This window comes from Streptomyces sp. NPDC050534, assembly GCF_044457745.1.
Taxonomy (GTDB): Bacteria; Actinomycetota; Actinomycetes; order Streptomycetales; family Streptomycetaceae; genus Streptomyces.
The window spans coordinates 159358-184215 of the sequence record NZ_JBITHF010000004.1 but is presented as its reverse complement, the minus strand read 5'-3'; the positions used below and the strand labels follow the sequence as shown (position 1 = coordinate 184215).

21 protein-coding genes are annotated in these 24858 nt (G+C 68.1%); 9 read left to right on the top strand and 12 right to left on the bottom strand.

All coding sequences use genetic code 11. The annotated features are described in order from the left end of the window. Position 1: 1 nt before the first annotated feature. The 6 genes from ACIBN2_RS15145 to ACIBN2_RS15120 all read right to left on the bottom strand — a co-directional run bounded on the left by ACIBN2_RS15145 (position 2) and on the right by ACIBN2_RS15120 (position 4973). A complete protein-coding gene (locus ACIBN2_RS15145) occupies positions 2-1339 on the bottom strand; it encodes a CpaF family protein (protein WP_399134796.1) in 1338 nt (445 codons plus the stop codon). Positions 1340-1357: 18 nt separating this feature from the next. Beyond that, positions 1358-1714, bottom strand: a complete 357-nt coding sequence (locus tag ACIBN2_RS15140) for a TadE/TadG family type IV pilus assembly protein (protein WP_399134795.1) — start codon at positions 1712-1714, stop codon at positions 1358-1360. Position 1715: 1 nt separating this feature from the next. After that, a complete protein-coding gene (locus ACIBN2_RS15135; RefSeq protein ID WP_399134794.1) occupies positions 1716-2117 on the bottom strand; it encodes a pilus assembly protein in 402 nt (133 codons plus the stop codon). A 5-nt stretch (positions 2118-2122) separates the two neighbouring features. After that, the gene (locus ACIBN2_RS15130; RefSeq protein WP_399134793.1) at positions 2123-3370 is read right to left on the bottom strand and encodes a CpaE family protein; all 1248 of its coding nucleotides are present in this window, start codon (positions 3368-3370) and stop codon (positions 2123-2125) included. A gap of 6 nt (positions 3371-3376) precedes the next feature. After that, complete coding sequence (gene cpaB / locus ACIBN2_RS15125) at positions 3377-4087, bottom strand: Flp pilus assembly protein CpaB (protein ID WP_399134792.1); 711 nt, start codon at positions 4085-4087, stop codon at positions 3377-3379. 76 nt (positions 4088-4163) lie between these two features. After that, a complete protein-coding gene (locus ACIBN2_RS15120) occupies positions 4164-4973 on the bottom strand; it encodes a hypothetical protein (RefSeq protein WP_399135249.1) in 810 nt (269 codons plus the stop codon). A 337-nt stretch (positions 4974-5310) separates the two neighbouring features. Between ACIBN2_RS15120 and ACIBN2_RS15115 the strand changes: the two genes are divergently transcribed. The 5 genes from ACIBN2_RS15115 to ACIBN2_RS15095 all read left to right on the top strand — a co-directional run bounded on the left by ACIBN2_RS15115 (position 5311) and on the right by ACIBN2_RS15095 (position 10076). Continuing rightward, positions 5311-6873 carry a Flp family type IVb pilin gene (locus ACIBN2_RS15115; protein WP_399134791.1) on the top strand — a complete coding sequence of 521 codons (1563 nt, stop codon included), beginning with the start codon at positions 5311-5313 and terminating at the stop codon, positions 6871-6873. A gap of 20 nt (positions 6874-6893) precedes the next feature. Further along, a complete protein-coding gene (locus ACIBN2_RS15110) occupies positions 6894-7457 on the top strand; it encodes a hypothetical protein (RefSeq protein ID WP_399134790.1) in 564 nt (187 codons plus the stop codon). Between the two features lie 2 nt (positions 7458-7459). Continuing rightward, positions 7460-7894: a DUF3592 domain-containing protein gene (locus ACIBN2_RS15105; protein WP_399134789.1), complete on the top strand. Its 435-nt coding sequence runs from the start codon at positions 7460-7462 to the stop codon at positions 7892-7894. Further along, the gene (locus ACIBN2_RS15100) at positions 7891-8286 is read left to right on the top strand and encodes a hypothetical protein (RefSeq protein ID WP_399134788.1); all 396 of its coding nucleotides are present in this window, start codon (positions 7891-7893) and stop codon (positions 8284-8286) included. The genes ACIBN2_RS15105 and ACIBN2_RS15100 overlap by 4 nt, the downstream gene beginning before the upstream one ends. A 98-nt stretch (positions 8287-8384) precedes the next feature. After that, positions 8385-10076 (top strand): chitinase, encoded by a 1692-nt coding sequence (locus ACIBN2_RS15095; RefSeq protein ID WP_399134787.1) that lies wholly within the window; start codon positions 8385-8387, stop codon positions 10074-10076. Positions 10077-10149: 73 nt separating this feature from the next. Here the strand turns inward: ACIBN2_RS15095 and ACIBN2_RS15090 are convergent, their stop codons facing one another. The 5 genes from ACIBN2_RS15090 to ACIBN2_RS15070 all read right to left on the bottom strand — a co-directional run bounded on the left by ACIBN2_RS15090 (position 10150) and on the right by ACIBN2_RS15070 (position 16654). Continuing rightward, positions 10150-10560 (bottom strand): Imm50 family immunity protein, encoded by a 411-nt coding sequence (locus tag ACIBN2_RS15090; protein ID WP_399134786.1) that lies wholly within the window; start codon positions 10558-10560, stop codon positions 10150-10152. Then, a complete protein-coding gene (locus ACIBN2_RS15085; RefSeq protein ID WP_399134784.1) occupies positions 10550-11047 on the bottom strand; it encodes an Imm50 family immunity protein in 498 nt (165 codons plus the stop codon). The genes ACIBN2_RS15090 and ACIBN2_RS15085 overlap by 11 nt, the downstream gene beginning before the upstream one ends. Further along, complete coding sequence (locus ACIBN2_RS15080; protein ID WP_399134783.1) at positions 11037-15410, bottom strand: DUF6531 domain-containing protein; 4374 nt, start codon at positions 15408-15410, stop codon at positions 11037-11039. Before ACIBN2_RS15080 ends, ACIBN2_RS15085 begins: the two co-directional genes overlap by 11 nt. Before the next feature lie 11 nt (positions 15411-15421). Continuing rightward, the gene (locus tag ACIBN2_RS15075; RefSeq protein WP_399134782.1) at positions 15422-15733 is read right to left on the bottom strand and encodes a hypothetical protein; all 312 of its coding nucleotides are present in this window, start codon (positions 15731-15733) and stop codon (positions 15422-15424) included. 135 nt (positions 15734-15868) lie between these two features. Next, on the bottom strand, positions 15869-16654 hold the full coding sequence (locus ACIBN2_RS15070; RefSeq protein WP_399134781.1) for a class E sortase: 786 nt from the start codon (positions 16652-16654) through the stop codon (positions 15869-15871). A gap of 245 nt (positions 16655-16899) precedes the next feature. On the opposite strand from ACIBN2_RS15070, the gene ACIBN2_RS15065 reads away from it, so the two are divergent. From ACIBN2_RS15065 to ACIBN2_RS15050, 4 genes are all read left to right on the top strand, one after another. Further along, positions 16900-18372, top strand: a complete 1473-nt coding sequence (locus tag ACIBN2_RS15065) for a beta-1,6-galactanase (RefSeq protein ID WP_399134780.1) — start codon at positions 16900-16902, stop codon at positions 18370-18372. Positions 18373-18487: 115 nt separating this feature from the next. After that, a complete protein-coding gene (locus ACIBN2_RS15060) occupies positions 18488-19681 on the top strand; it encodes an MFS transporter (RefSeq protein WP_399135247.1) in 1194 nt (397 codons plus the stop codon). Positions 19682-19741: 60 nt separating this feature from the next. Continuing rightward, positions 19742-20752, top strand: a complete 1011-nt coding sequence (locus tag ACIBN2_RS15055) for a hypothetical protein (RefSeq protein WP_399134779.1) — start codon at positions 19742-19744, stop codon at positions 20750-20752. Between the two features lie 245 nt (positions 20753-20997). Further along, positions 20998-24114 (top strand): DUF3427 domain-containing protein, encoded by a 3117-nt coding sequence (locus ACIBN2_RS15050; protein WP_399135246.1) that lies wholly within the window; start codon positions 20998-21000, stop codon positions 24112-24114. On the opposite strand, the gene ACIBN2_RS15045 is transcribed toward ACIBN2_RS15050, so the two are convergent. Then, on the bottom strand, positions 24059-24703 hold the full coding sequence (locus tag ACIBN2_RS15045; RefSeq protein WP_399134778.1) for an ATP-binding protein: 645 nt from the start codon (positions 24701-24703) through the stop codon (positions 24059-24061). The genes ACIBN2_RS15050 and ACIBN2_RS15045 overlap by 56 nt on opposite strands. Positions 24704-24858: the final 155 nt, after the last annotated feature.

Sequence of the window (24858 nt, the reverse complement as noted above, 5' to 3'; positions counted from 1 at the left end):
CCTAATTCGCTTCTCTTGTCGCCAGTTGGTCTGCGGACTGGGCCACGCCGAAGGCCTGGGGGACCGGCTGGCTCGCCATGTAGAGGCGGTCCGCGGTGCGGCGTGGGAGCGGGAAGTATTCGAAGGCGCCGTAGATACGTCCGTCGGAGGCCATCGGTTGGGCGTTGAACCGGGCCACCGTCGCCAGCCGGTACGGCTCGCTGCCGTGGCTGTCGAGCAGCGCGACCTCGGTGATGCGGCGGGCGCCGTCGGCGAAGCGCGTGAGCTGGATGATCACGTCGATCGCGCTGTTGATCTGGTCGTGCAGCGCCTCGAAGGGGATCTCGACCTCGGACATCGACGCCAGGGTCTTCAGCCGCATCAGCGCGTCCTCCGCGCTGTTGGCGTGCACGGTGGCCAGGGAGCCGTCGTGGCCCGTCGACATCGCCTGGAGCATGTCGAGGGACTCGCCGCCGCGGACCTCACCGACGACGATCCGGTCCGGGCGCATACGCAGGGAGTTGCGGACCAGGTCGCGGATGGTGACCTGGCCCTTGCCCTCGACGTTCGGGGGACGGGACTCCAGGCGGATCACATGCGCCTGCTGGAGCTGGAGTTCGGCGGAGTCCTCGATGGTGATGATGCGTTCGCCGTCCGGGATGATCCCGGAGAGGGCGTTGAGGAGGGTCGTCTTCCCGGTGCCGGTCGCGCCCGAGACGATGACGTTGAACTTGGCCTGCACCAGGCCCGCCAGCAGATACAGCATGTGCTCGTCCAGCGAGCCGAAGCCGATCATCTCCTGGAGCGTGAAGGAGCGCGGGAAGCGGCGGATGGTGAGAGTGGCGCCCGTGAGCGACAGCGGCGGGATGATCACGTTCACCCGCTCGCCGGACGGCAGGCGCGCGTCGACCATCGGATTCGACTCGTCCACACGGCGGTTGACCGTCGAGACGATCCGCTCGATCGTCTGCATCAGCTGGTCGTGGGAGGGGAAGCGGAGGGGCAGTTGCTCCACTCTGCCGCCGCGTTCGACGAAGATCGCGTCCGGGCCGTTGACCATGATCTCCGTGATGGACGCGTCCTCGAGGAGCGGTTCGAGGATGCCGAGGCCCAGCGCCTCGTCCACCACCCGGCGGATCAGCTGCGAGCGCTCGACCGTGGACAGCACCGGGCCCTCGCGGCTGATGATGTGCCCGAGCACCCGCTCGAGCCGGGCGCGGCGCTCGGCGGCGGCCAGCGCGCTCATCTCGGCGAGGTCGATCTCCTCCAGGAGCTTGGCCCGGTACGAGGCGACCATGTGGCCGTCCTCGCCCTTGCTGCCGTTCTCCTCGGGGGAGTTGATACGTGCCCGCAGGCTCATGGTGTTCCTCGCAGTGCCTCAGTGGTCGAGCGGCATGGTGGCTTTCTTGTGGGCGTCTCCAAAACCGTCGTAGCCGGGGAAGACGGACGGGATGTGCACGGTGGCGGTGACGGTGACCTCGTCCGGGCCGGCCGACGCCGGGCAGCTCCTGACGTCGACCCAGCCGCTGACGGCGTCCCGGCAGGCCTGCTCCGACCCCTGCTGAAGCGAGGCGCTGCGCGCGCCCGCGCGCGCGGCCGTGCCCGCCTGCTGGGCGACGTAGGCGATGATGCCGAGCTGCACCGCCGCCATCGCGACAATCAGCAGGATCGGCAGGAACCCCAGGTATTCGAGGGCGACTTGACCCCGGTCGCGGCTCTTCCTCCCGTACGACATCTCAGTTCTTCGCCTCCTCGACGGCGCCCGCGTGGCCCTTCACGGTGAGCGGGAAGTTGATCGTGCCGGGGAAGAGGACGGGGACCTCGATGCGGACGTCCGAGGTGATGTAGCCGGTGCCGGACCCGCCGCACGTCGCCGTGGTGCCCTCCTTCCACGCGCCCGACAGCTTGTCGAGCCCCGCCTGCTCGCACTTCGCCTCGCGGTCGTACCCGGCCGCCGCCGTTCCCGCCCGCACCGCCTCGTCCGCAGCATTCCCCGCGAGCGTGAACGCGTACCCCACGAGCACGAGCTGCCACAGCACCACCAGCGTGACGATGATCGTCGGCGTCATGCCCAGCAACTCGATGGTGACCTGGCCGCGGTCTCCGCCTCTCCATGACGTACGCATGCGCTCCCCCATGCCCCTCACTCCTTGCGCCGCCGGAAACTGACCGAACCCCGGTCGCCGCCTCGCAACCGGCCGCCCTTCTGGGTCCCTTCCGTCACCTTCACCAGTCCCAGCTCCCCCGCCAGCGCCCACAGCGCCTGCTTCACCACGCCCTTGCTGTCCAGTTCGTGGACGCGGCCCGCGTCCACCGCCCCCTGAAGCTCCTTGAAGTTCGCGGGGATCGCGGTCGCGGCGACCGCCGTGCCCGTGATCTTCTGGATCAGCGGCGGCTGGATCTCCGTGCCGCGCGTGTGCCGGTTGACGACCACCGTCGTCTCCTCCGCCTTGCGGATCTGCAGCCGGTCCCACATCCGTACGGTCCGCTTGGCGCCGCGTACGGCGACCACGTCCGGCGTGGTGAGCAGCAGGGCCGTGTCCGCCATCTCCACCGCGGCCGCTCCCGCGCCGCTGAGCTGCGCACCGCAGTCGACGACCACGACCTCGTAGCGGGAGCGCAGCGCGCTGACGATCTGCCGCGCGGCCCGGTCCGTCACTTCCTCGCCGCGTTCGCCCTCGCCGGGCGCGAGCAGCAGGGCCACTCCCGTGTCGTGGCGGAAGACCGCGTCCGCGAGCACCCGTGGGGAGATGTCCGTGATCGCCGCCAGGTCCACCACCGAGCGGCGGAACTGCACGTCCAGATACGAGGCCACGTCCCCGGTCTGGAGGTCCATGTCCACCAGCACGGTGCTGCGCCCCGACGCCTGTGCCGCCAGCGCCAGTTGGATCGAGGTGAGCGTCGCTCCCACGCCGCCCTTCGCCCCGCAGACCGTGACGACGGTGCCGCCGATACCGGTGAACACGTCGCCGCCGGAGCCCAGATGGCGCCGTACGCCCACCGACCACTGCGCGACGGCCTGGACGCGGCTGGCGAGTTCCTCGTAGCTCAAAGGGAGCGCGACCAGCCCGCGCGCGCCGTAGTCCATCGCGGCCTGGAACAGTCCGGGACCGGCGTCGGAGGTGACGAGGATGACTCCCACCGCGGGGAAGCGCAGGGCGACTTCGCGGATCAGCTCCAGGGCCGGGACCGGGCCGATCCGCTCGTGCACGACCACGACCTCGGGCAGCTCGTCGATCGACTCGGCGGCGAGCCGCGCGAGGGTGTCGATGAGCTGTGTCGAGTCGGCGACCGGGGCCACCGGCTCGGCGTCCGGCAGCTGGCTGAGCAGTGTGGTGATGGACCGGACCGCGTCCACGTCACCGACGGCCGGGAGGATCCTCGTGGGCATGGCCTCTCACTTGTCCTTCGCGAGCTGGTACGTCCGGTCCCGGTCGGGGACCGTGGTGTCGCTGCCGGGCGCGACCAGCGCGAGCCGGACCCGCTGGGCGAACGACTCCGCGTAGGTGATGCGCTGGGCGTCGAGCGTGGAGAGGGCGAAGGTGATCGGGACGGCGTCGGTGGGCTGTTGCTGGTTCTTGTCGCTCTGGCCCGGTTCGAGTGCCTTGATCTCGCCGACGTCGATGACCTTGGCGTTTGTTACGATGATCTTGGACTGAGCGGGGTCACCCTCCCGTTCGCCCGCGAAGGTGGCGTACACGTTGACGGTGGAGCCCGGCGTGATCTTGCCGGCGACACCGGTCGCCGCATCGATCATGATGGCGACCTCCTGCTGCCCGGGCTGCAGGGCGGGCTGGTTCACGATCATGTCGCTCTGCAGCAGGGAGCCCGCCTGGAGCGTGGTGACCGCGATCTTGCCCTGTATCTCGCGCAGATTGGTGATCGCGTTGTGCGACAGCCAGCGCTTGGGCATCTGGATCTTCTCGAACTGGCCCGTGTTCAGCTGGGTGTAGGGCGGCACGTTCGACTTGACCCGGTAGGCCGTGACCTCCGGACCGACCTTGGACTTCACGTCGCTGATGACGGACAGGACGCCGGCGAACGCGCCGAGGGCGCAGATGACCGACAGGAGCAGGAGTAGCACGCCGCGGCGCTGACGGGAGTTCATGAACCGTACAACCTCATTGGGGATATCGGTCGAGCGGAATGGATTCGTGCGAGCGGTGCGTCTGGAGGTTCAGGACTCACCCGGCGGTGATTTGGTTCTCGACGAGCGGTGGTGTGGCGGAACAGAAGACGCAGCGGTCGCCGATGACGTCGATGCCGCACCAATGGCAGACGCCCTGCCGCACCGACGTGACCAGCTGGTACAGCACGGACAGGTCGGGGAGATAGGCGGCGAACTCGATCAGCTTGCCCGTACCCCACCAGTTCTGTGACTCGGCCGGCAGCGGCGCTTCCTTCAGTCCCTGGACGCTCCAGGACTGCGCGAGAGTTGCGGTGACCCAGTCGGACTGCAGCTGCCCCTTGGCCACCAGCATCCACGTGCCGAACTCCGGGCCGCTCAGCTCGGCGCCGGGAGCGATCTTCACCAACTGCGGCTCGGGATGGGCGAGGACGCCGAACTGGCTGCCCGGCACCCACGACTTGGCGTGCGACTTCAGCCCCACGGGGACGCGGTCGAGCCGCGCGACGGAGCCGAGCAGCGCGCCGGAGTGGATGTAGTGGGTGAGCAGGCGGCCCGCGGAGGCAAGGACGCCGGGACTGAGGTCGCAGGAGGCCAGCTGCCTCAACTGGCGGGCCAGGACCGCGAGTCCGAGTGGGGGCAGTTCCGGACAGAACAAGGCGATACGGTCGCTCTCCAGCAGGGAGCGGATGGTGTGCAGACGTCTGTCGACCCCGCGGGAGACCGCCTGCGAGCACACCACGATCAGATGCCCGTACTGGTCGATCAGGCTCTGCACCGCGGCCAGCGCCTGCTCGAGCGGCTGTTTGTCCAGGTCCTGGAGGACGACAGCGGGCAGCGTCCGCTCGTCCTGCGGTGGCAGCGCCATGTCGGCACTGGTCACGGCAATGGCAGTTGGCACGCGCAGCTCCCCGTGTTACGCCGTCGGTCCACCGGGGTTACTCCGGTACACCGATATGACTTCACTGCGTGACTACCTCAGCACTGTATCCACGCCTCTGTGACCGGAGAACAGCGTTTCTGTAGCTGGTGGGCAACTGTCGATTCACAAGACACGCCAAAACGGGGCAGGTTGAGCATCTTGCCGGTCCTATTCCGACTCTGGGCCTCCGTTTGGGCCCCCGGGCCCACGCCGCCCGGCACTCCCCGCGCCTACCGTCGCCGCCGTCGGCAACAACCACACCATCCGCCAAGGAGGGGTGCGCATGTCTCGCGGGGGAGGCATACGACCGCACGCACGACGGAGATTCGCATACGACGACCGCGGCGCGACCGGTACCGAGTACCTCGGGATGGTCGTCGTCACCGCGGCGATCGTGCTCGGCATCTCGGCCACGGGCGTCGGCCGGACGATCTACGACAAGATCGGTGCCGAGATCTGCAAGGTGGCCGGCGGCGGCAACTGCTCGGCGGGCGGCCCGGATGCGGGCAAGCCACTGACCGACGCCGACTACGAGCCGGCCCTGTGCCAGGTCTCCTCGGTCACCGACAAGGCGGGCTCCAAGGCCAAGATCCTGTTCTGGGAGATCGGCAACGAGTACGGCTTCCAGGAGCAGCACCTCAAGGCGAAGACGGACGTCAACCACGACGGCAAGGTCGACGACAAGGACGAGCTGGTCTATCTGACCTTCACCGACGCCGCGTCCGTCGGCGTGAAGAAGGACTTCCAACCCGGCATGAAGGTGGGCAAGTTCGGCACCGACAAGGTGGAGCTCGGCGCGGGGATCAAGGTCACCAACGGCGACACCTGGGTCTTCGAGAGCCCCGACGAGGCCAAGCAGTTCCGGGACGACGTCGAGAAGCTGCAGATGTACCAGATGCGGCGGGAGATGCCCGGCGGCGCGGAGGCCAGCCTCGGCGACAGCATCGCCTACCTCTTCGGCACCGGCCCGCTCAAGGACGAGGAGGACACCGAGAACCGGGTCAAGGACCACCTCGGCGACAACCGCAAGATCACCTACGGCAAGGTGGGCCTGGACGCGTCCGCGTCCGCGGGCATCAAGTTCTCCATGGCCGACGAGAAGAAGCTCAGCGCCACGCTCGGCGGGAACTTCAAGTACTCGCCCGAGGTGACCTGGACGGACAACGCCTACAAGAACACCAAGTCGTACACCTACTCCTCGTCCATCGAGTACGGCACCAAGGTGGGCTACCAGGCCGGCCCGCTCGGCGGCGACTACTCGGCCTCCCGCACCCAGACCGGCACCATCACGGTCACCTACGACAAGACGAGCGGCAAGCTGGTCCGCATCGACATGACCCGCACCGTCGAGGACGGCGGCCAGAAGGACGGCGCCAGGGTCGGCGGCGACAACGGCAAGGACGGGAAGGACAAGCGGGGCGGCAGTGTCGGCGAGAAGGGCACGGACAGCTCCACCGGCATCCAGATCGTCACCAACTCCGTGAGTTTCGACCCCGGCCCGGCGGGCGACAAGGACCGTGCGATCGGCGAGCAGTGGCTGGACAGCAACAACGAGCAGATCGCCACGCCGTTCAAGTACATGTTCGACGACCACGCCCCGACCAGCCGTCCCGGCGCCGACGACCCCTTCGGGCAGCTCATGTTCGACAAGGGCAGGTCGAGCCGGATGAACTACACCGGCGAGGTCAACGCGGCGGAGTACGGCTTCGAGCTGAACCTCGGCCTCAGCCTCGGCCTGTCGATCAGCACCGAGAAGAAGTCCGAGACCTTGACCGACGCGCAGTTCCTGGGCGCCCCTCGCGGCAGCAGCCGCTCCTACCTTCCCTACAGCTACTGTGCGAACTGACGAGAGGGGAGCTCCCGCTGATGAAGACCCGCCGTACGTTCCTGGCCGCCGGCCTGCTGACCGCGTTCCTCGCCGGGTGCGGAGGCGGGGGCTCGAACTCCGCCTCGGTGCCCGGTGGTTGGGGGACGCTGAAGACGAAGGGCGTCGATGTCTCGTACCCGAAGGGCTCGGGCGGATACCAGGAACAGTCCGACGCCGAGCGGAGCAGGTACAACGCCGCGGCGGCCGTCCGCACGGAGAACGGAAAGACGGTCTCGATCATCACGGTCCAGCTGAACTTCACTCAGGCGAACTCGGCGGAGCAGGCCGCGATCGCCGCCGAGGCCGGCATCCAGATGGGTGCGAGCGTCAAGGGCGACAAGGACGTGAAGCTGGCCGGCGCGGACGGGGCCAAGCGGATCGACTTCAGCTTCAAGTCGACGGGTCAGGACGGCGATCCGCCCAAGGGCACTCCGGTCAAGGGCGTGATCCTGACGGGCCTGGACTCCTCGGACAAGACGTTCGCGGTCCGGATCGACGCGGTCGAGGGCAAGCTCTCGGACGCGGATCTGAACAAGATCGTCAAGTCGGTGGAGGTGCACTAGCCGTGCACGTACCGGGCGGTGGTTACGTCGTACTCGTCCTGCTCATCGCCCTGTTCGGGGCGATCGCGGTCAAGTACGCCCGACGGCTGGTCACGGTGGCGCGGGTGCTGCGGCGCGGGGTGCGCACGTCCGGGGAGTGCGTCCGCGTGGAGAGCGAGCCGTACAACCGCTCGGACGCCACCCGTCATTTCTTCGCCTTCCGTACGGCCGACGGCACACAGGTCGAGTTCGAGGACCTGGCCGGCCGGTCGACCGACGAGGGCAGCCCGGTCGCCGTCACCTACGACCCCCTCGATCCGCAGGGAACCGCGACCGTCGCGGGCCGCGGCAGCTGGTCCCCGGTCCTGCAGTCCCTGGCCCTCACGGCGGGCTGCGGGCTGGCGGCACTGGGCTTCACGATCCTGCTCTGCCACGAGGCTTTCGGAGGCGGCCGATGACATTCGTACGGTCCTGGGCCGTGGGCGTCCTGGTCCTCGTCGTCACGGAGTACATCCAGGTCAAAGCGGTGTACGACAACGCGGTGGGCCCCGAGGGGGTTGGCTCCTTCGGCGCGGCGCTGGTCTTCGTCCACATCCCGAACCTGCTCTGCGTCGTCCTCGCGACCTGGGCGGCCGCGCGGGCGCATCCGGAGCCGTGGCGCCGGACTCCCGGGCGCCATGTGGCGGCGGCGTGCGCGGTGCCGGCGGCGGGACAGCTGCTGACGCTGTCGCTCCGCCCCGACCTGGTGAGCGTGTCGAGCCTCGCGCTGTGGATGTCGACGGGTGTCCTGCTGGCGGGGTGCTCGATGGGACTGCTGCTGGACAAGTGGTGGGAGGGCCGGGAGGCGTGAGGATCCCGGCCGCGCACCCGTGACCGAACGCCTGTGAGTGTGAGGGAAGTTGGTCTGGACCTCTTGACAGCTCAATTGGTCTGGACCAACTTATTGTCATGTCCCCACGCAGAAGATCGGCACGGCTCTGGGCCTCAGTGGCCACCGTCGCCCTCGCCCTCACTTTCGCGGGCACGGGCCAGGCGTCCGCAGCGGACGTCAACAACGCCAGGAACGCCGGCTTCGAGTCCGGCCTCGGCAACTGGACGTGCAGCGCGAACAGCGGCACGACCGTCTCCTCCCCGGTGCACAGCGGCGCGGCCGCGCTGAAGGCGACGCCGGCCGGGCAGGACAACGCCCAGTGCAGCGAGTCCGTGGCGGTGCAGCCCAACTCCACGTACACGCTGAGCGCCTGGGTGCAGGGCGGGTACACATACCTGGGCGTGACCGGCACCGGCACGACGGACGTCTCGACGTGGACCCCCGACTCGTCGAGCTGGAAGCAGCTGTCGACGACCTTCACCACCGGTTCGTCGACGACCTCGGTGACGGTGTACACGCACGGCTGGTACGGCCAGGCGCCGTACTACGCGGACGACATCTCGGTGTACGGCCCGGACGGGGGCGGCGGCAGCGACCCGGCTCCGACGGTGCCGGCCGCGCCTTCCGGCCTGTCGGTGTCGTCCACGACCTCGACCTCGGCGTCCCTCGCCTGGAACGCCGTCTCGGGCGCCACCGGCTACAACGTCTACCGGAACGGCACGAAGGTGACGGCGGTGACGGGAGCGTCGGCGACGGTGACCGGCCTTGCGGCGTCCACCTCGTACTCCTTCCAGGTAACGGCCACGAACTCGGCGGGCGAGTCGCCGAAGTCGGGCACGGTGACCGCGACGACGGCCGCCGACGGCGGGAACGGGAGCGTCTCCCTGCCCAAGCACGCGGTGACCGGCTACTGGCAGAACTTCAACAACGGCGCGACGGTCCAGAAGCTCTCGGACGTCTCCTCCCAGTACGACATCATCGCGGTGGCCTTCGCGGACGCCACGACTACGCCGGGCGCCGTGACTTTCAACCTGGACTCCGCGGGGCTCGGCGGCTACACCGTCGACCAGTTCAAGGCGGACATCAAGGCGAAGCAGGCCGCGGGCAAGAAGGTCATCGTGTCCGTGGGCGGCCAGAACGGCACGATCTCGGTCAGCGACTCGGCATCGGCGACGAACTTCGCCAACTCCGTGTACTCGCTGATGCAGACGTACGGCTTCGACGGCGTGGACATCGACCTGGAGAACGGCCTCAACGCGACTTACATGTCGCAGGCGCTGCACTCGCTGGCGTCCAAGGCCGGCTCGTCCTTCGTGCTCACGATGGCACCGCAGACGATCGACATGCAGTCGACGTCGAACTCCTACTTCCAGACCGCGCTGAACGTGAAGGACATCCTCACGGTCGTCAACATGCAGTACTACAACAGCGGTTCGATGCTGGGCTGCGACGGCAACGTCTACAGCCAGGGCTCCGTCGACTTCCTCACGGCCCTGGCCTGCATCCAGCTCCAGGGCGGCCTCTCCCCCTCCCAGGTGGGCCTCGGCCTCCCGGCCTCCACCAGCGCGGCGGGCAGCGGCTACGTCTCCCCGACGGTCGTCAACAACGCCCTGGACTGCCTGACCAAGGGCACGGGCTGCGGCTCCTTCAAGCCGTCCAAGACGTACCCGGACCTGCGGGGCGCGATGACGTGGTCCACGAACTGGGATGCGTCGGCGGGTAGTTCGTGGTCGAGCTCGGTGGGGGCGCACGTGCACGGGTTGCCGTAACCGGGACGCCATCGGGCCCCTCCCCACGGAATCGTGGGCAGGGGCCCGATCGGTGCAGTACCGGGATCGCTCCTCAGCGGCTGCCTGAAGCCAGATAGGCACGTGACTTCGACAGGCGCACCGCGGACGCCCGGAAGGCGATTCCGGAGGTATCGGATCCGACGGTCACGTCCAGGAGCCGGCCGTCCTCATCGACGGCCAGTCCCACCCTCTGGGCTTCCGTGTGGCCCCAGCCGGTTACGCGAAGGTCCGTAAGGTGCGTGAAAGTGAGATAGAACTCGAAGGCGTTGAGCCCCTTCTCCACCCATTCCTGGAGCGGGTTCACGGGAAACTCACGGGTCTCGAAACCCAGGGTCGCGGAGTTTCCACGCTCGTCGAAGTGCACATAGAAGAGACGGCACGCATCCGGCGCGGGCGGAAGGTCTCCGTACTGTGCGGCCAAGAAGCCTTGCGAGGAAAGGAGCCGTCGCCAGTCAGCGCCCATAGAACGTGTACTCCTCCGGTCCGGGAAGGCGGTCGTACAGCCGTGCGTCCAGTCTGCTCAGGTAGCGATGGGGGCCGTCGTCCGTGCCGGCCGGCTGCTTCCTGAACGCACTGACATGGCTCAGTTTCGCGAGTTCATGGCACTCGAATTCCAACGCCACCCCGGCCCCTACGGCCACGACACGCATCCGCTTGTCATCGCCGTAGGGTTCCATGGTCACGTCGCCCGTCGTCGGCGGCACCCAGCGGGTGAGGGAAATCTCCGTCACGTCCAAGAACGCGAGCTGGCACTGGACGGCGTCCATACCGGAGTCGAGCCATTCCTGGGGCGCGGATTCCGGGAAGGACGGCAGGTCGACGCGGAGCGTGACCGTGGGACCACTGGGATTCAGATTGATCGACCTGATCGCTACGCCGGTCAGTCCGGGGACATGGCCGTAAAGCGACCGGAGCGCCTCCGGATTCACCAGACGGCTTTCAACGGTCATAGTAATAATGCTCCTCACAACCGGGAACCTGCCCGTTACGGGTGTCCTCAAAGGGCCTCACATGGACATGCGGCCCCTGATATCCGGGTTCACCCGGCTTCTGGTGACCGAACCAGTGATCCTGGAAGACGATGAGGTCCTCGCCGTTGGGGTGCTCGTACGTCTCCTCCGTGTAGTAGATCATCTGGCCGTCCTCACCCTTCAACTGCTTGGCGCCCTGCCACTCCGGCGTGGTGGCCTTCACCCAGTTGTCGGCCTCGAGAGGCTCCGCACCTTCCGGGATTCCCGCATCCCGCAGAGCCTTCGCCTTGGCCTCTTCGAACGTCCGCCCGACGGGTTCGCCGCACCCAGGGGTGAGGCCGAGGGGGTCTGTCCAGATGTGAGGGTTGGGAACGTAGGCGACGGGGTTCGGGGCGGGGGCGAGACCGAGGGGATCGGCCGTGAGGTAGCGCGCCGTTTCAGGGTCATACGTACGGAAGTAGTTGTAGTGCAGACCGGTCTCGGCGTCGTAGTACTGGCCCGGGAAGCGCAACGGCGTATAGGCGGTCGCATTCGCGTTCCACGCGGTGGTTCCCCAGAGCGTGGAACGCGTACGCCAGGCTATGCCGCCCGATTCACCGACGAGTTCCGTGGGAGTGCCCACGAGGTCGGTGACGATCGCGAAGAAGCGCCGGTCGATCTCCTCCTGCGGAGCATGTGCGTCGACGATGCGTTCCGTCTGGGCGAGCGGACGCGTCCCGTCGTGGTCCCAGGTGAGTACCGTCGCGTGAGACCGGTCCCGCGTCGTGGTGATCTCTTCGCAGAGGGTATGTCCGTCCCAGGTGAAGGCCGTCTCCTCCAGGACACTCTCGCCGTCGGCGGCGAGGCGCTGCTTGCCGACGCGGCGGCCCAGCGGATCGTAGAGATAGCGCCAGCGTGTCCCGTCGGGAGTGACGACGGATGTCAGCCTGTCCTCGGCGTCCCAGAAGTAGCGCCAGGTGTCGGGCTTCCTGGACAGACGGACCTTCTGCCGCAGCACGATACGGCCGGCGTCGTCGTGTTCGTAGCGGACGTTTCCGGCACGCGTGATCCGGGTGCCGTCATAGGCCCGCGCTCCCGTGGCCTCATGGCCGGGGTGCTTGGCGGGCCACTGGGCGAAGGTCTGGTTGCCGTCCTCGTCGTAGACGTAGGTCTCCGTCCACTCCGCGGCATGCACCGCGGTGACCCGGCCGCCCGCGTCCACGTCGAATCGACGGCTGCCGGCAGACCGGTCGTCGATCTGCACCAGGGCACCGTCGGGTCGGTACGTGAAGGACCGGCGCTGGACCAGCTCCGCGTCCGCGAACACGCTCTGCGTGGTGAGGCGCCCCGCCTCGTCGAAGTCATGAGCCAGCGTGACCGCTCCGCCCAGGTGCCGGGCGGTCTCGCGCCCCACCGTGTCACGCTCGAAGCCGATGGAGCGCCCGGCCAAGGCGAGTTCAGCCGCCCGGCCCGCCTCGTCGTACCGCCATGCGCTGGTCGCTCCGGTCGGCGTGGTGCGCCGGACGCGACGGCCGAGCATGTCGTAAGCGCACTGCAGCGAACGGCCGTTCACCGTCTCCGACCGCCGCAGTCCACGCTCGTCGAGAGCGATGGCCAGCGTGGCATTGGGACCGTTCGCGTGGGTCAGCCGGCCGGACGGGGCGTAGTCGAAGGTGGTGATCTCTCCCTCGACGTCCTTGCGGACCATCTGCCCGAGGGTGTTCCTCGCATAACACACCGTCTGTCCCAGCGCGTTGGTACGAGCCGTGAGAAAGCCCGCGGCGTCCAGCAGGTAACCGCGGTTACGGCCGTCGAAATCGGTCTCGGCGACGATGCGCCCGGCGGCGTCGTACTCGTATCTCCAGTTCCGTCCCGACGAGTTGACGACCTGCGTCAGCCGTAGCTCGGTGTCGTGGACGAACGTGTGCCGTACCCCGTCGGGGTCCGTGCGTGCGGCGATCAGGTCGAAGTACGTGTACTCGAATGACGTCGTCCCGCCGAGCGGATCGGTGTGACTGAGGCAGTTGCCCTCACCGTCGTACGTCCATGTCTCGACGGCACCGTCAGGTGCCGTGCGCCGCACGAGCCGCCCTTCGACCGTCCACTCCACGCGTGAGGTCGCCCCGCCTGCGTCGGTGACGGCCACCACGCGCCCGAACAGGTCCCGGTCGTAACGGGTGGCTCCGCCCAGTGCATCCGTGGCCTCCAGCGCGAGCCCGGCCTCGTTGCAGCGGACACTGGTGACACAGCCGAGCGGATCGGTGACCGCCACCACCCGCCCGTATCTGTCGTACGTGCGGCGGGTCACGGCACCTGCCGGATCCGTCACCGCCGTACGGTTGCCCCGCTCGTCGTACTCCTGCTGCCAGACGGCACCGCCCGGCAGGTTCATCAGCACCGGCCGTCCGTCCTGGTCGTACCGTGTGCTCAGCTCGTGCCCGTCCGGACGCACGATCGAGACGACGTGCCCGTGCTGGTCGTACGTATAGCGGGTGGTGTGGCCGAGTGGGTCGGTTACCGCAGTGAGTTGAAGGTCGTCGTCCCATTCCTGCGTCGTGGCGTTGCCGAGTGGGTCGGTCTCGCGGATCAGGCGCAGGTGCTCGTTGTGTTCGTAGCGACGGGTGTGGCCGAGGGAGTCGGTCACGTGGACGGTGCGGGCGGTGTCGTCGTAGGTGAGGGTGGAGGCCAAGGCTCCGGCGGTGCCGCCGGTGGCGATCACGCGGCCCTGGTCGTCGTAGCGGTACCAGTAGATGGTGTCGTTGCGGTCCGTCCAGGAGGTGATGCGCCCGTCGGCGTCGTAGGTGTAACGCATCGGCAGACCAGAGGAGTTGTACTCCTCGCTCAGGTGGCCCTGCTCGTCGTAGGTGAAGGTGAGCAGGCTGGTGCCGGGGCGGTGGGGGTGGGCGGGGTCGAGCAGGCGCAGGCCGGTGATGCGGGAGCGGGCCGGGTCGTGGTCGAGGGCGAGGTGGTAGCCGCCCGAGTGGATGACCGCCGAGGGGATGTCACCCTCGGCGTAGACGATGGTCACGCGGTTGCCGTTGCGGTCGACGATGTACTGCAGCGGCAGATCGACGGCGGTGTCGTCGACCGCCGCCACCGGCGAGTGGAAGACATGGGCCAGGCCGCTGTCGGGGTCGACGACACGGAGTGCGCCGTCGACCTCGGTGTCCCAGGCGAGGGTGAGACGGGAGCCGGGGGTCAGCGGGCGCACCGGGGTGTCGGCCTCCGGGTCCAACGGCGGGAAGCACAGGCGAGCGCCGTCCGCCGCCGCGAACACGAAACCCTCCTCGTCCGCCTGCACCCGCTGATCCAGGGTGGACGCCCAACTCGGGCCGAACCAGCCGCCGAACTGGTAGGAGGACAGGTGCGTGCGCTGCAGGACCAGCGGCAGCACGCCCGGCAACCGGGCATCCACCCGCTGCAGGGCCATGTCGCCGGTGGCCACGTCGATCGGGTCCCGCACGAACTTCTTGACCAGGTTGCGCACCGAGGCCGGCAGCTTGTCGAAACCCGGGTTCAGCTTCAGCCGCTCGAACGCCGCGCAGTCCAGCCCCAGCGACTTGCTCAGCTTGGCCAGCGCCGCCGGACCCAGCGCCTTGAGCCCCTTGCCCAGCGCCTTGCCCAGCACGCCGAAGCCCACACCCATCAGCGCGCCTTCGCCCAGGATCCCGGCCAGCTTCTCCGGGTCCTTGAACGCCCCCGGGTCCTCCAGCAGGGTCTGGAACGCGGTGAACTCCATGCCGCCCTTGGCCATCTTGGCCACCTCGGCGACCCCGCGGATCTCCTTGAGCGCCTTCAGCGCCCGCTCGATGCCCCGGATGACCTCCATCACTCCGCGGACCACCGACCCGAGCGCGGTGCCCTCCTCCTCGATCCGGCCGACCAGCGCCATCACCTTCAGCGCCCGCTCCCCGGCCATCAGGGTGGAGGCGACCTCGGAGGCGCCGGCGGTCAGGATGGAGAGCGCCAGGCCGGCGATCTCGAACTCGGCTATCTCCGCGAGCATCACGCCGATCTCGGACAGCAACTCGTGCGCCTTGTCCGCGAAGTCGTCCAGCGCCTTCGCGCCCTCGCGCAGCGAGTGGGCCATCTCGGTGGCCTGCTTACGGGCCGCCTTGGAGCGCTTGGTGAAGGCCTTGGCGGCCTTGCCCTCCCACTCCACGCCGAGCAGCGCACGTTCCGCCGCGGTGGCGGCGTCGTCCAGGCCGGTGGCCAGGTGCCGCCACTTCTTCGCGATCTCCCGCACCCCGTCCGGGTCCACCGCCGGATCCGAGATGCCCAAAAACTCCAGCCCGCTGGCGATCGAGTCGCCGAACATGTGGTTGAACTTGTTGACGTAGTGCAAAGGGTTGAGGTCGACCATGACGCTGCCGCTCAGCCCTTCCCGGCCTGCGCCGCCGCCGCGATCAACACGTCCAGCAGATCGAACGCGGTGGAGACCTCACCGATCAGCTTCGCCTCCGCCTCCCACTCCTCATCCAAGGCCTTGGTCAGCTTGACCAGGGTGGTCATGCCCTTCTCGATCTCACCCTTCGCCCCCAGCAGTGAACCCAGCGCCCCCAGCGCGTCCAAGTCACGCGACTGCGCCTCGAACTGCTGCAACGGATTCGCCGTGTGATGACCCACGCCCCGCAGCCCCGACGCCGCCTTGTGCATCGACACCGCTTCCTTCTTCAGGTCCGACACCCGAACCAGCCCCCGTACCCCGTGCGCCAAATTGCTTCACTCTGTGCACATGCCAACCCCACGACACTAGGGAGAGCAGTTATCCCAGAGGTAAGGCAGACACCAAGGTGGAGTAAAGATCGGCAACTTGGCCAGCTAGTACCGAGGCCGCATCGACACCAACGTCCCCCACACCACCAGCCGATACCGCGACGTGTACTCCGGAGTGCACGTCGTCAGGGTGATGTAGTAGCCCGGCCCGCTGTACCCGTACCGCGGTTTGACGATCGAGCGCGGGATCGGCCGTACGACACCGGAGTCGCGAGCCGAGGTCTGCGGCAGCGTCTTGTCGACGACGTAGGTGTACGTCGCGCTCCTGGTCTCCACCTGCACGACATCCTTCGGCCGCAGGTGGTTGATGTACCGGAAGGGCTCGCCGTGGGTGTTCCGGTGGCCCGCAAGCGCGAAGTTGCCCGCCTGGCCCGGCTGTTGTGAGCCGATGTAGTGGCCGACGTAGCCCTTGTTCAGGACGTTCGGCTTACTGACGCCCTCGGCGACGGGGACGCGGAGGCCGAGGCGGGGGATGGTGAGGATGGCGTAGGCCTGGGACCAGGTGGGGCGTGACTGGTGGGCGGCCACGGGGCGTTGATGATTGGAGCCGGTGTCCGCGTGCCGCTCGGGCGAGGGTGCAGGCGACGAGGACGGCGCCGGCGTGCCGGATGCGTCACCGCCGGAACCGCCCGAACCCCACTGCCGCTCCAGCGACTGCACCTTCCGCTCGGCCCCCTGGCGCGCCTCCCGATTCGTCCACCACAACTGCTGCACGACCAGGAGCAGGAGCACGACGCCCGCGGTGACGAGGACCTCGCCCCCGGTCCACCACACCCGCCGGCGCCGGGCCAGCCGCCGCCTGCTGCTGTGCTGCACGACCGGAACCCGCATCCGTACGCCTCCTCCACCGGGCCGCCCGCACGATAAGGGCAGCGCCTTCAAGTCACCAGGCCCGTACGCCCTGCACGTCCGGCAGTCACTGATGCCCACCCGTCCGGCACTTCGTACATAGGTTTTAGAAAGCCCTGTCGGAACCCTCGACAACCCCACGCGCCACACCCGATGCTTCCTCGTGGAACGACCGGCACCACCGGCACGACTGTCATGAACGGGACCTGCAGCGAAGCGGAGAAGTCATGATCCGACGCAGAACCCTGCTGACCGCAGCGGGCGGCACCCTCCTCGGCAGCGCCCTGGCGACCGGCACCGCACGCGCGGACGCCACGATCTCGATCAACCCCGGTACCTCGTACGGCACTTGGGAAGGCTGGGGCACCTCCCTCGCCTGGTGGGCCAACGTCTTCGGTGCGCGGGACGACTTCGCCGACATCTTCTTCACGACCAAGTCCACGACGTACAACGGCACTTCACTCCCGGGCCTCGGCCTCAACATCGCCCGCTACAACCTCGGCGCGTGCAGCTCGAACACCGTGAGCGGCGAGAGCATGGTCGCCTCCCCCAACATCCCCGCCTTCAAGCAGATCGAGGGCTACTGGCAGGACTGGAACAACGAGGACCCGACCTCCGCGGCCTGGAAGTGGACGGCGGACGCCACCCAGCGCGCGATGCTGACGAAGGCGGTGGCCCGCGGCGCCACCACCGAGCTCTTCGCCAACTCCCCCATGTGGTGGATGTGCCTGAACCACAACCCCTCCGGCGCCTCCGACGGCGGCAACAACCTCCAGTCCTGGAACTACCGCCAGCACGCCTCCCACCTCGCCGCGGTGGCCCTCTACGCCAAGAACAACTGGGGCGTGAACTTCGCGACGGTGGAGGCGTTCAACGAGCCCTCGTCCTCGTGGTGGACGGCGACCGGCACCCAGGAGGGCTGCCACATGGACGCCACCGTCCAGTCCGCCGTACTCCCCTACCTGCGCAGCGAGTTGGACAAGCGCGGCCTGACGGGCACGAAGATCTCCGCCTCGGACGAGACCAGTTACGACCTGGCCCGGACGACATGGAGCTCCTTCTCCTCGACGACGAAGGGCTACGTCAACCGCGTCAACGTCCACGGCTACCAGGGCTCGGGCGGCCGTCGGGACCTGCTCTACACCGACGTCGTGACGACGGCCGGCAAGGCCCTGTGGAACTCCGAGACCGGCGACAACGACGGCACGGGCATCACGCTCGCCGGCAACCTGCTCTACGACTTCCGCTGGCTCCACCCCACCGCCTGGGTCTACTGGCAGGTGATGGACCCGTCCTCGAACTGGGCGATGATCGCGTACGACGCAAGCACCTTGCAGCCGGGCGCCATCACGACGAAGTACTACGTCATGGCGCAGTTCAGCCGCCACATCCGCCCGGGCATGAAGATCCTCGACACGGGCGTGAGCTACGCGGCTGCTGCCTACGACGCGAGTGCGAAGCGCCTGGTGATCGTGGCGGCCAACACCTCGGCCTCCGCCCAAACCCTCACCTTCGATCTCGCCAACTTCTCGACGGTGAGCGGCGGTTCGGGCGGCCTGGTGCCGCGCTGGAACACGGTGACGACGGGCGGGGACCTGTACAAGGCGTACTCGGACACCCACCTGAGCGGGAAGACGGTCGCGGTGCCGTTCGCGGCGAAGTCGGTGCAGACGCTGCAGATAGACGGGGTCGTGATCTGACATCGGCTCCGACACCGGCCCTCGCTTCGGTTCCGACACCGGCTCTCGCATCGGCACCGAAGCGGAGGCAGTGCGCGTCACCGGTACCGGTACCGGTACGCCCGGCTCGGCCCGGATGCCCACCGGGCTGGTCGCCCTCGCCCTCGGCGGGTTCGGGATCGGCCTGACCGAGTTCGTGATCGCCGGGCTGCTCCCGCAGGTGGGCCGCGGCCTCTCCGTGTCCGAGGCCGCGGCGGGATGGCTGATCTCCGGCTACGCCCTGACCGTCGCGGCCGGCGCGATCGCGGTGACCGCCGCGACGGCCGCGCTGCCCCGCAAACCGGTCCTCACCGGACTCGTCGTGCTCTTCGTCCTCGGCAACCTCCTCTCCGCGCTGGCCCCGAACTACCAGGTCATGCTGCTCGGCCGGATCGTCGCCGCCCTCTGCCACGGCTCCTTCTTCGGCATCGGCTCGCTCGTCGCCCGCCGTCTGGTCGCCCCGGAACGGGCGTCGAGAGCGGTCGCCGTGATGTTCGCCGGCCTGACGGTCGCGAACGTGCTGGGCGTCCCCTTCGGCGCCCTCGTGGGCGACAGGTGGGGCTGGCGCGCAACGTTCTGGGCGATCACCGGGATCGGCGTGGTGGCCGTAGCAGCGATCGCCGTGCTGGTCCCGGCATGGGCGGGAACGAATCCGGCGGCCCCGGAGACAGGCCGAGCGGGCGCACTGCGCGGACAGTTGCGCGCCATGCGGTCCCGCCAGGTCTGGCTGACCCTGGCCGCGACCGCGCTCAGCTACGGCGGCATGTTCGGCGCGTTCAGCTACCTCGCGTACACCTTCACCGAGGTCACCGGGTTCTCGGACACGGACGTGGCCTGGCTCCTGATCGTCTACGGCAGCGGCCTCGTACTCGGCAACCTCCTCGGCGGCCGGGGCGCGGACCGCAACCGCGACCTCACCCTGATGCTGTCCCTGGCCGCCCTGACCGCCACCCTCGCGCTGTTCGGCCTGCTGGCGGCGAGCCCGATCGCATCCGTGATCCTGGTCTTCTTCACCGGAGTCTTCGGCTTCGCCCCCGTCCCCGGCCTGATCACCCGGGTCACCGACCACGCCCACGGAGTGCCGCTGGCCGCGAGCGCGAACGTATCGGCGTCGAACGTGGGCAATGCGCTCGGTGCCTGGCTGGGCGGCCTGGCCATCAGCGCGGGCCTCGGCTACACCGCTCCCCTCTATGTAGGGGCGGCCATCGTCGCGTCCGGCCTGCTGACAATGGCCTTCACGTCCCGTGACGCGAACCGCCGCAACCCGGACCTCATCGTGGCCGAGCGGTGAACGGACTGCTGACCAGCACTTGCCTCTTCTTTGTCACTGATCGGCAGTACGGTTTCCCTCATGCGCCCCGACACGTCTGCCGAGAACGCTGACCACACCGCCGAAGCGGCCCGCCTGGAGCGGACCGCGGGCCTGTACCCCGAGGACGCCGAGGCCCTGCTGCTCCAGGCCGCGGCCCACCTGGAGCTGGCCGGCGACCGCCCCGCCGCCTCCACGCTCTACGACCGCCTGCTGTCCTCCGCGGACGGCCTGGAGAAGCCGCTTCTGGTACGGGCCCTCAAAGCCTCGAACCTGTGGGAGTACGGCCACGAGGCCGAGGCCCGCGCCATCATCGACGGCGTCCGCGCGTCGGCCCCGCGGGACCCGGCGCCCTGGGTGATCGTCGCGGAGGCGCTGGAGACCCACGACGAGCTGGAGGCGGCGCACGAGACGTTCACGGAGGGCGCGACCCTCCTGCTCTCGGACGTGCCCGAGCCCCCGTACGCCACCCACCCGCTCCTCTTCGGCCGCCATCGCGTACGGCGGATGCTCGGAGCCGAGCACGACGACTGGGACATCCTGGCCGACACCCTCCACACGGCCCCGATCCCCCTGGACGAACTCCACGACCCCAAACGCGTCTGGTCCCTCGGCTCCGACAACCCCCAGGAGCTGGCCGCGGAGATCTCCCGCCTGCAGGCCGAACTGGGCGCCTACCGCGAGGCGTTGTCCCGCCCGTTCCCGGTGGCGGTCCTGCATTGGCCGGCGGTTGAACTGGCGGAGCTGGTGGAGGCGTACCCGACCCTCTCCGCCGAGTACCCCTCGCACGAGGAGCACCTTTCGACGATAGAAGCGTCGCTGAGGGAACTGGCAGCCTCGGGCACCCCCAACCTGGGCATCGTCACGGGCACGGTCCCGTCGTACGAGGCCTTCGCAGCGTCGGAAGCAACGTCCCCGGCAGACGTCGACCTCCTCCCGCAGTACGCGACGACACTGGCGGCGCGGGGGCGGGCTGCGGAATGGCCGCCGCAGCGGGGGGCGGGTTGTTGGTGCGGGTCGGGGCGGGCGTATGAGGGGTGCCACGGGGCGTAGCGAGGACGCCCGAACGGGCGGCCCCCGCCCGCTTCCTTCCCCTGGGCGGCCCGCCCGCTTCTCCCCCGTACTGGAGCGCACGACCGTGCAAAGAATGCGGGCGGCCAACGGCCACCATGTGAAATCCGGTATCCAAGGCTGTTTGTCAGTGGCTGCTGTTAAAACAGATCCATATCGACGCGGGAGATCAAGCGCGAGGGATCGAAGGAGCAGTCGTGGCGGACTCGGGGGACCTGACGCAGCCGATGGCGGGCGTCTACGAGAAGCTCGTCACTCGTGATCTGCTCGACCAGATAGCGGGGCTGGAAGCGGCGGGCTGGAAAGCCATCGATGCGGAGGTCAGTGCCGAGTCGACGCCGCATGTGCTGGCCCGGCACATCGGCGAGGTCGTGGGGCGCCGCCTGGCTCAGCTCCCGCACAACAGGCAGGTGGCCGTCGCCAACGAGATCATGCAGTCCCTGGCCGTCAGTGCGCCCGACCCGGACGAGGACGAGACGGGCCGCGTCATCGCCGACGGCCCGCGCCAGTTGCTCTCTCTCGCCGAGCGGGAGGCACCCGGCGTCTACGCGATCCGCCCTCTGACGCCGCTCTCCGAAACCGCCTTGATCACCAACGCGCCGGACGACCCGAACCTGGGTGCAGAACTGCGAGCCGAGCTGGCCACAGCCGACCGCATCGATCTGCTGTGCGCGTTCGTCAAGTGGCACGGCATACGGGTGCTTGAGGATTCACTCCGCGCAGCCAAGGAGCGAGGCGTCCGCATCCGGGTCATCACGACGACGTACATCGGAGCCACCGACCGATACGCGTTGGACCGTCTTGTCCGGGAGTTCGGCGCGGAAGTCAGGGTCAACTACGAGATCCGCTCGACGCGCCTGCACGCGAAAGCCTGGTTGTTCCGCCGCAGGACCGGCTTCAACACCGCCTACGTAGGCAGCTCCAACCTGTCCAAGGCTGCGCTCCTCGACGGCCTGGAGTGGAACGTACGCCTGTCATCGGTCGCCACACCTCGCGTGCTGGACAAGTTCGCGGCCACCTTCGACGCGTACTGGGATGAGCCCGCCTTCGAGGCGTACGACCCTGATGAGGACGGAGACCGGCTCTCAGAGGCTCTGAGGCGTGCGGGAGGCGGTGGGCCCGGTGACGACCTCAAGATCAACCTCTCCGGTCTTGAAGTCCAGCCCTTCCCTCACCAAAGAGACATGCTGGAACGCCTTCGCGTCGAGCGCGACATCCGCGATCACCACGAGAATCTCCTGGTCGCGGCAACCGGCACCGGCAAGACGGTCATGGCCGCCTTGGACTACCGCGCCATACGCGACCGGCAAGGCGGAAAGCTTCCTCGGCTGCTCTTCGTCGCGCACCGCAAGGAGATCCTGAAACAGTCGCTGCGGACCTACCAAGAGGTGCTCGCGGACGCCTCTTTCGGTGAGCTTCTCTACAACGGCCAGGAACCCCGCGAGTGGACCCACGTGTTCGCCAGCGTCCAGTCCCTCAACCTCCAGCGGCTGGAACAGCTCGACCCCGACCACTTCGACGTCATCGTCATCGACGAGTTCCACCACGCCACCGCGAACACATACCGCCGGGTCCTCCAGCACTTCCAGCCGGCCGAACTGCTCGGCCTCACCGCAACGCCCGAGCGGATGGACGGCCACAATGTGCAGGACGAGTTCTTCGACGGCCGGATCGCTGCCGAGATGCGGCTGTGGGAGGCCCTCGAAGCCGACCTCCTATGCCCCTTCCACTACTTCGGCATCCCGGACGGCACGGATCTGACCCAGCTCAACTGGCGAGCCGGTTCCTACGACCGCGACGAACTCGACAACGTCTACACAGCGAGCGACGCCCGGGCTCACATCGTCATCAAGCAGGTCAGGGACAAGATCTCCCATCCCGCCGCCATGCGCGCCCTCGGATTCTGCGTGACCAGGAAACACGCGCACTTCATGGCCCGGCAGTTCAACAAAGCGGGGTTTCAGACCGCGGCCCTCGACGCCGATTCCTCCCCCGCGGACCGGGAGCTGAAGCTCCGCGAGCTCAGAGACGGAAAGCTCCAAGTGATCTTCTCCGTCGACCTGTTCAACGAGGGCTTGGACATCCCTGACGTCGACACGCTGCTGCTTCTCCGCCCGACCAGCAGCGCCACCGTCTTCCTCCAGCAGCTGGGACGCGGCTTGCGCCGCACGCCGAACAAGCCCGTGCTGACGGTGCTGGACTTCATCGGCCAGCACCGGGCAGAGTTCCGGTTTGAGGAGCAGTTCCGGGCGCTGACGAATCTGTCCCGGAACCGCCTGGTCGACAGTATCGAGCGAGACTTCCCCTACCTGCCCTCCGGCTGCCAGATCCTCCTGGAGGGCAAGTCCAAGGACCTCGTCCTCGACAACATCCGCACCCAGCTCAACGCCACCATCAACACGCTGGCGAAAGAGGTCCGGGACTACAGCACACCCAAGCTCGGCGCCTACCTCCGGGAGAGCCGCCGGGACATCAAGGAGCTCTACAAGAGCGACAACTCCTGGACCAAGGTCCTGCGCAAAGCGGGAGTCATCAAGGCGGCGCCGCTGCCCGGGGAGGGGGAACTCCTCAAGCGCGTCCACGCCTTCCTGCATGTGGACGACCCCGAGCGCGCCCGCACCTATCTGAAACTGCTCTCCGACGAAGCCCCCGGCTACGACTCCCTCCCACCGGGCGAGCAGGCGTACGCGCGCATGCTCTTCTTCAATCTGTGGGACAGGGCCGGTGGCTTCTCCAGCTACCGGGAGGGCCTGGAGTCGTTGCGTGATCAGAGTCTGGTCCGCGACGAACTCCAGCAGGTTCTGTCGTACGTGCTCGATCGGACCGACCACTTCCCCATCCCGCTGGATGGACCACTCGGCCATCTCCCGCTGAAGATCCACAGCGCCTACAACCGTTCCGAGGTCCTTTCGGCCCTCGGTGTGGCGCGACTGGGCGGGCAGATGCCCGGAGTCTTCAGCCAAGGAGTCACGTGGGTCGACGAGATCGAGACGGACGCCCTGCTGATCACTCTGGAGAAGAACGAGCGGGACTTCTCCCCCACCGTCCGCTACAAGGACTACGCGATCAGCCCCACTCGCTTCCATTGGGAGTCGCAGAGCACCACGCCCGAGACGTCTCCCACTGGCCTTCGCTACCAGCAGCACGACCGACGAGGCAGCCACGTCCTGCTGTTCCTGCGCCGCTACAAGTCCAACGCCATCGGCAAGTCCGAGCCCTGGATGTTCCTGGGCCCGGCCACGTACGTAAGGCACACGGGGAGCAGGCCGATGGCGATCACGTGGGATCTCAAGCACGAACTCCCGGCTGACGTGTGGACGTACTCGGCCATTGCCGCCGGGTAGCGGCTTCCGCAATCTGCCCCTCGAAGTGCGTCTGCGCTCGGTCGAGGACCTCATCGGCATCACAGCCGTGGGCTCTGAGCCAGTGCAGGAAATCAGCAATGGCGCCGATCACCGCTTCTTCAGCCATTTTCGTAGTCACCCTGCTCGGACGGAAGCCAGGAGGCGGCCCAGGCTCCACATAGGTGAGGCCTGTTGCCAGCTCACACCAAGTCACCTTTCGTTCCGGCTGGAGGTGCACTCCCCATCGCTCGGCTACCGCGGTTACGAGGGCCAGACCCCGCCCGCTGCCGGAGTCGGCCTCCGCCTGCCTGAGCGAGGGAAGTGCCCGCGTATCGGGGTCATGGACCTCGATACGCAGGTGCGCACCGTTCGTGGAGACGGCGAGGGTGGCCGGCGTACCCGGGCCAACATGGTTGATCACGTTGGCCACGAGCTCACTGACGCAGAGTTGAGCCGCGTCGATCGACTCGTGCAGGCCCCAGAGCCGTAAATGAGTCCGCAAGGCGCGTCGCAGAGACCCCACTTCCTCAGGCTCGGCGAGAAACGAAAGATCCCACGACTTTCTCGGCATGCACGTGATGCAGTCCATGACTCAACTCCTCCAGCAGTCCATCGAGTTGCTCAGCGCAACTCGACACACACCGAGAGTTGCATTGGAACTCTCAAAATGGAACTCTCATACCGGCCGACAAGGAGCACGCCGACCCCGTGCGCGCCCCGGGCGCACACCACCTTGCCTCCGGG

Coding starts and splice junctions, on each gene's coding strand:
- ACIBN2_RS15145 (WP_399134796.1), bottom strand. CDS start 1,339: ATGAGCCTGCGGGCACGTATCAACTCCCCCGAGGAGAACGGCAGCAAG.
- ACIBN2_RS15140 (WP_399134795.1), bottom strand. CDS start 1,714: ATGTCGTACGGGAGGAAGAGCCGCGACCGGGGTCAAGTCGCCCTCGAA.
- ACIBN2_RS15135 (WP_399134794.1), bottom strand. CDS start 2,117: ATGGGGGAGCGCATGCGTACGTCATGGAGAGGCGGAGACCGCGGCCAG.
- ACIBN2_RS15130 (WP_399134793.1), bottom strand. CDS start 3,370: ATGCCCACGAGGATCCTCCCGGCCGTCGGTGACGTGGACGCGGTCCGG.
- cpaB (WP_399134792.1), bottom strand. CDS start 4,087: ATGAACTCCCGTCAGCGCCGCGGCGTGCTACTCCTGCTCCTGTCGGTC.
- ACIBN2_RS15120 (WP_399135249.1), bottom strand. CDS start 4,973: ATGGCGCTGCCACCGCAGGACGAGCGGACGCTGCCCGCTGTCGTCCTC.
- ACIBN2_RS15115 (WP_399134791.1), top strand. CDS start 5,311: ATGTCTCGCGGGGGAGGCATACGACCGCACGCACGACGGAGATTCGCA.
- ACIBN2_RS15110 (WP_399134790.1), top strand. CDS start 6,894: ATGAAGACCCGCCGTACGTTCCTGGCCGCCGGCCTGCTGACCGCGTTC.
- ACIBN2_RS15100 (WP_399134788.1), top strand. CDS start 7,891: ATGACATTCGTACGGTCCTGGGCCGTGGGCGTCCTGGTCCTCGTCGTC.
- ACIBN2_RS15095 (WP_399134787.1), top strand. CDS start 8,385: ATGTCCCCACGCAGAAGATCGGCACGGCTCTGGGCCTCAGTGGCCACC.
- ACIBN2_RS15090 (WP_399134786.1), bottom strand. CDS start 10,560: ATGGGCGCTGACTGGCGACGGCTCCTTTCCTCGCAAGGCTTCTTGGCC.
- ACIBN2_RS15085 (WP_399134784.1), bottom strand. CDS start 11,047: ATGACCGTTGAAAGCCGTCTGGTGAATCCGGAGGCGCTCCGGTCGCTT.
- ACIBN2_RS15080 (WP_399134783.1), bottom strand. CDS start 15,410: ATGGTCGACCTCAACCCTTTGCACTACGTCAACAAGTTCAACCACATG.
- ACIBN2_RS15070 (WP_399134781.1), bottom strand. CDS start 16,654: ATGCGGGTTCCGGTCGTGCAGCACAGCAGCAGGCGGCGGCTGGCCCGG.
- ACIBN2_RS15065 (WP_399134780.1), top strand. CDS start 16,900: ATGATCCGACGCAGAACCCTGCTGACCGCAGCGGGCGGCACCCTCCTC.
- ACIBN2_RS15060 (WP_399135247.1), top strand. CDS start 18,488: ATGCCCACCGGGCTGGTCGCCCTCGCCCTCGGCGGGTTCGGGATCGGC.
- ACIBN2_RS15055 (WP_399134779.1), top strand. CDS start 19,742: ATGCGCCCCGACACGTCTGCCGAGAACGCTGACCACACCGCCGAAGCG.
- ACIBN2_RS15050 (WP_399135246.1), top strand. CDS start 20,998: ATGGCGGGCGTCTACGAGAAGCTCGTCACTCGTGATCTGCTCGACCAG.
- ACIBN2_RS15045 (WP_399134778.1), bottom strand. CDS start 24,703: ATGGACTGCATCACGTGCATGCCGAGAAAGTCGTGGGATCTTTCGTTT.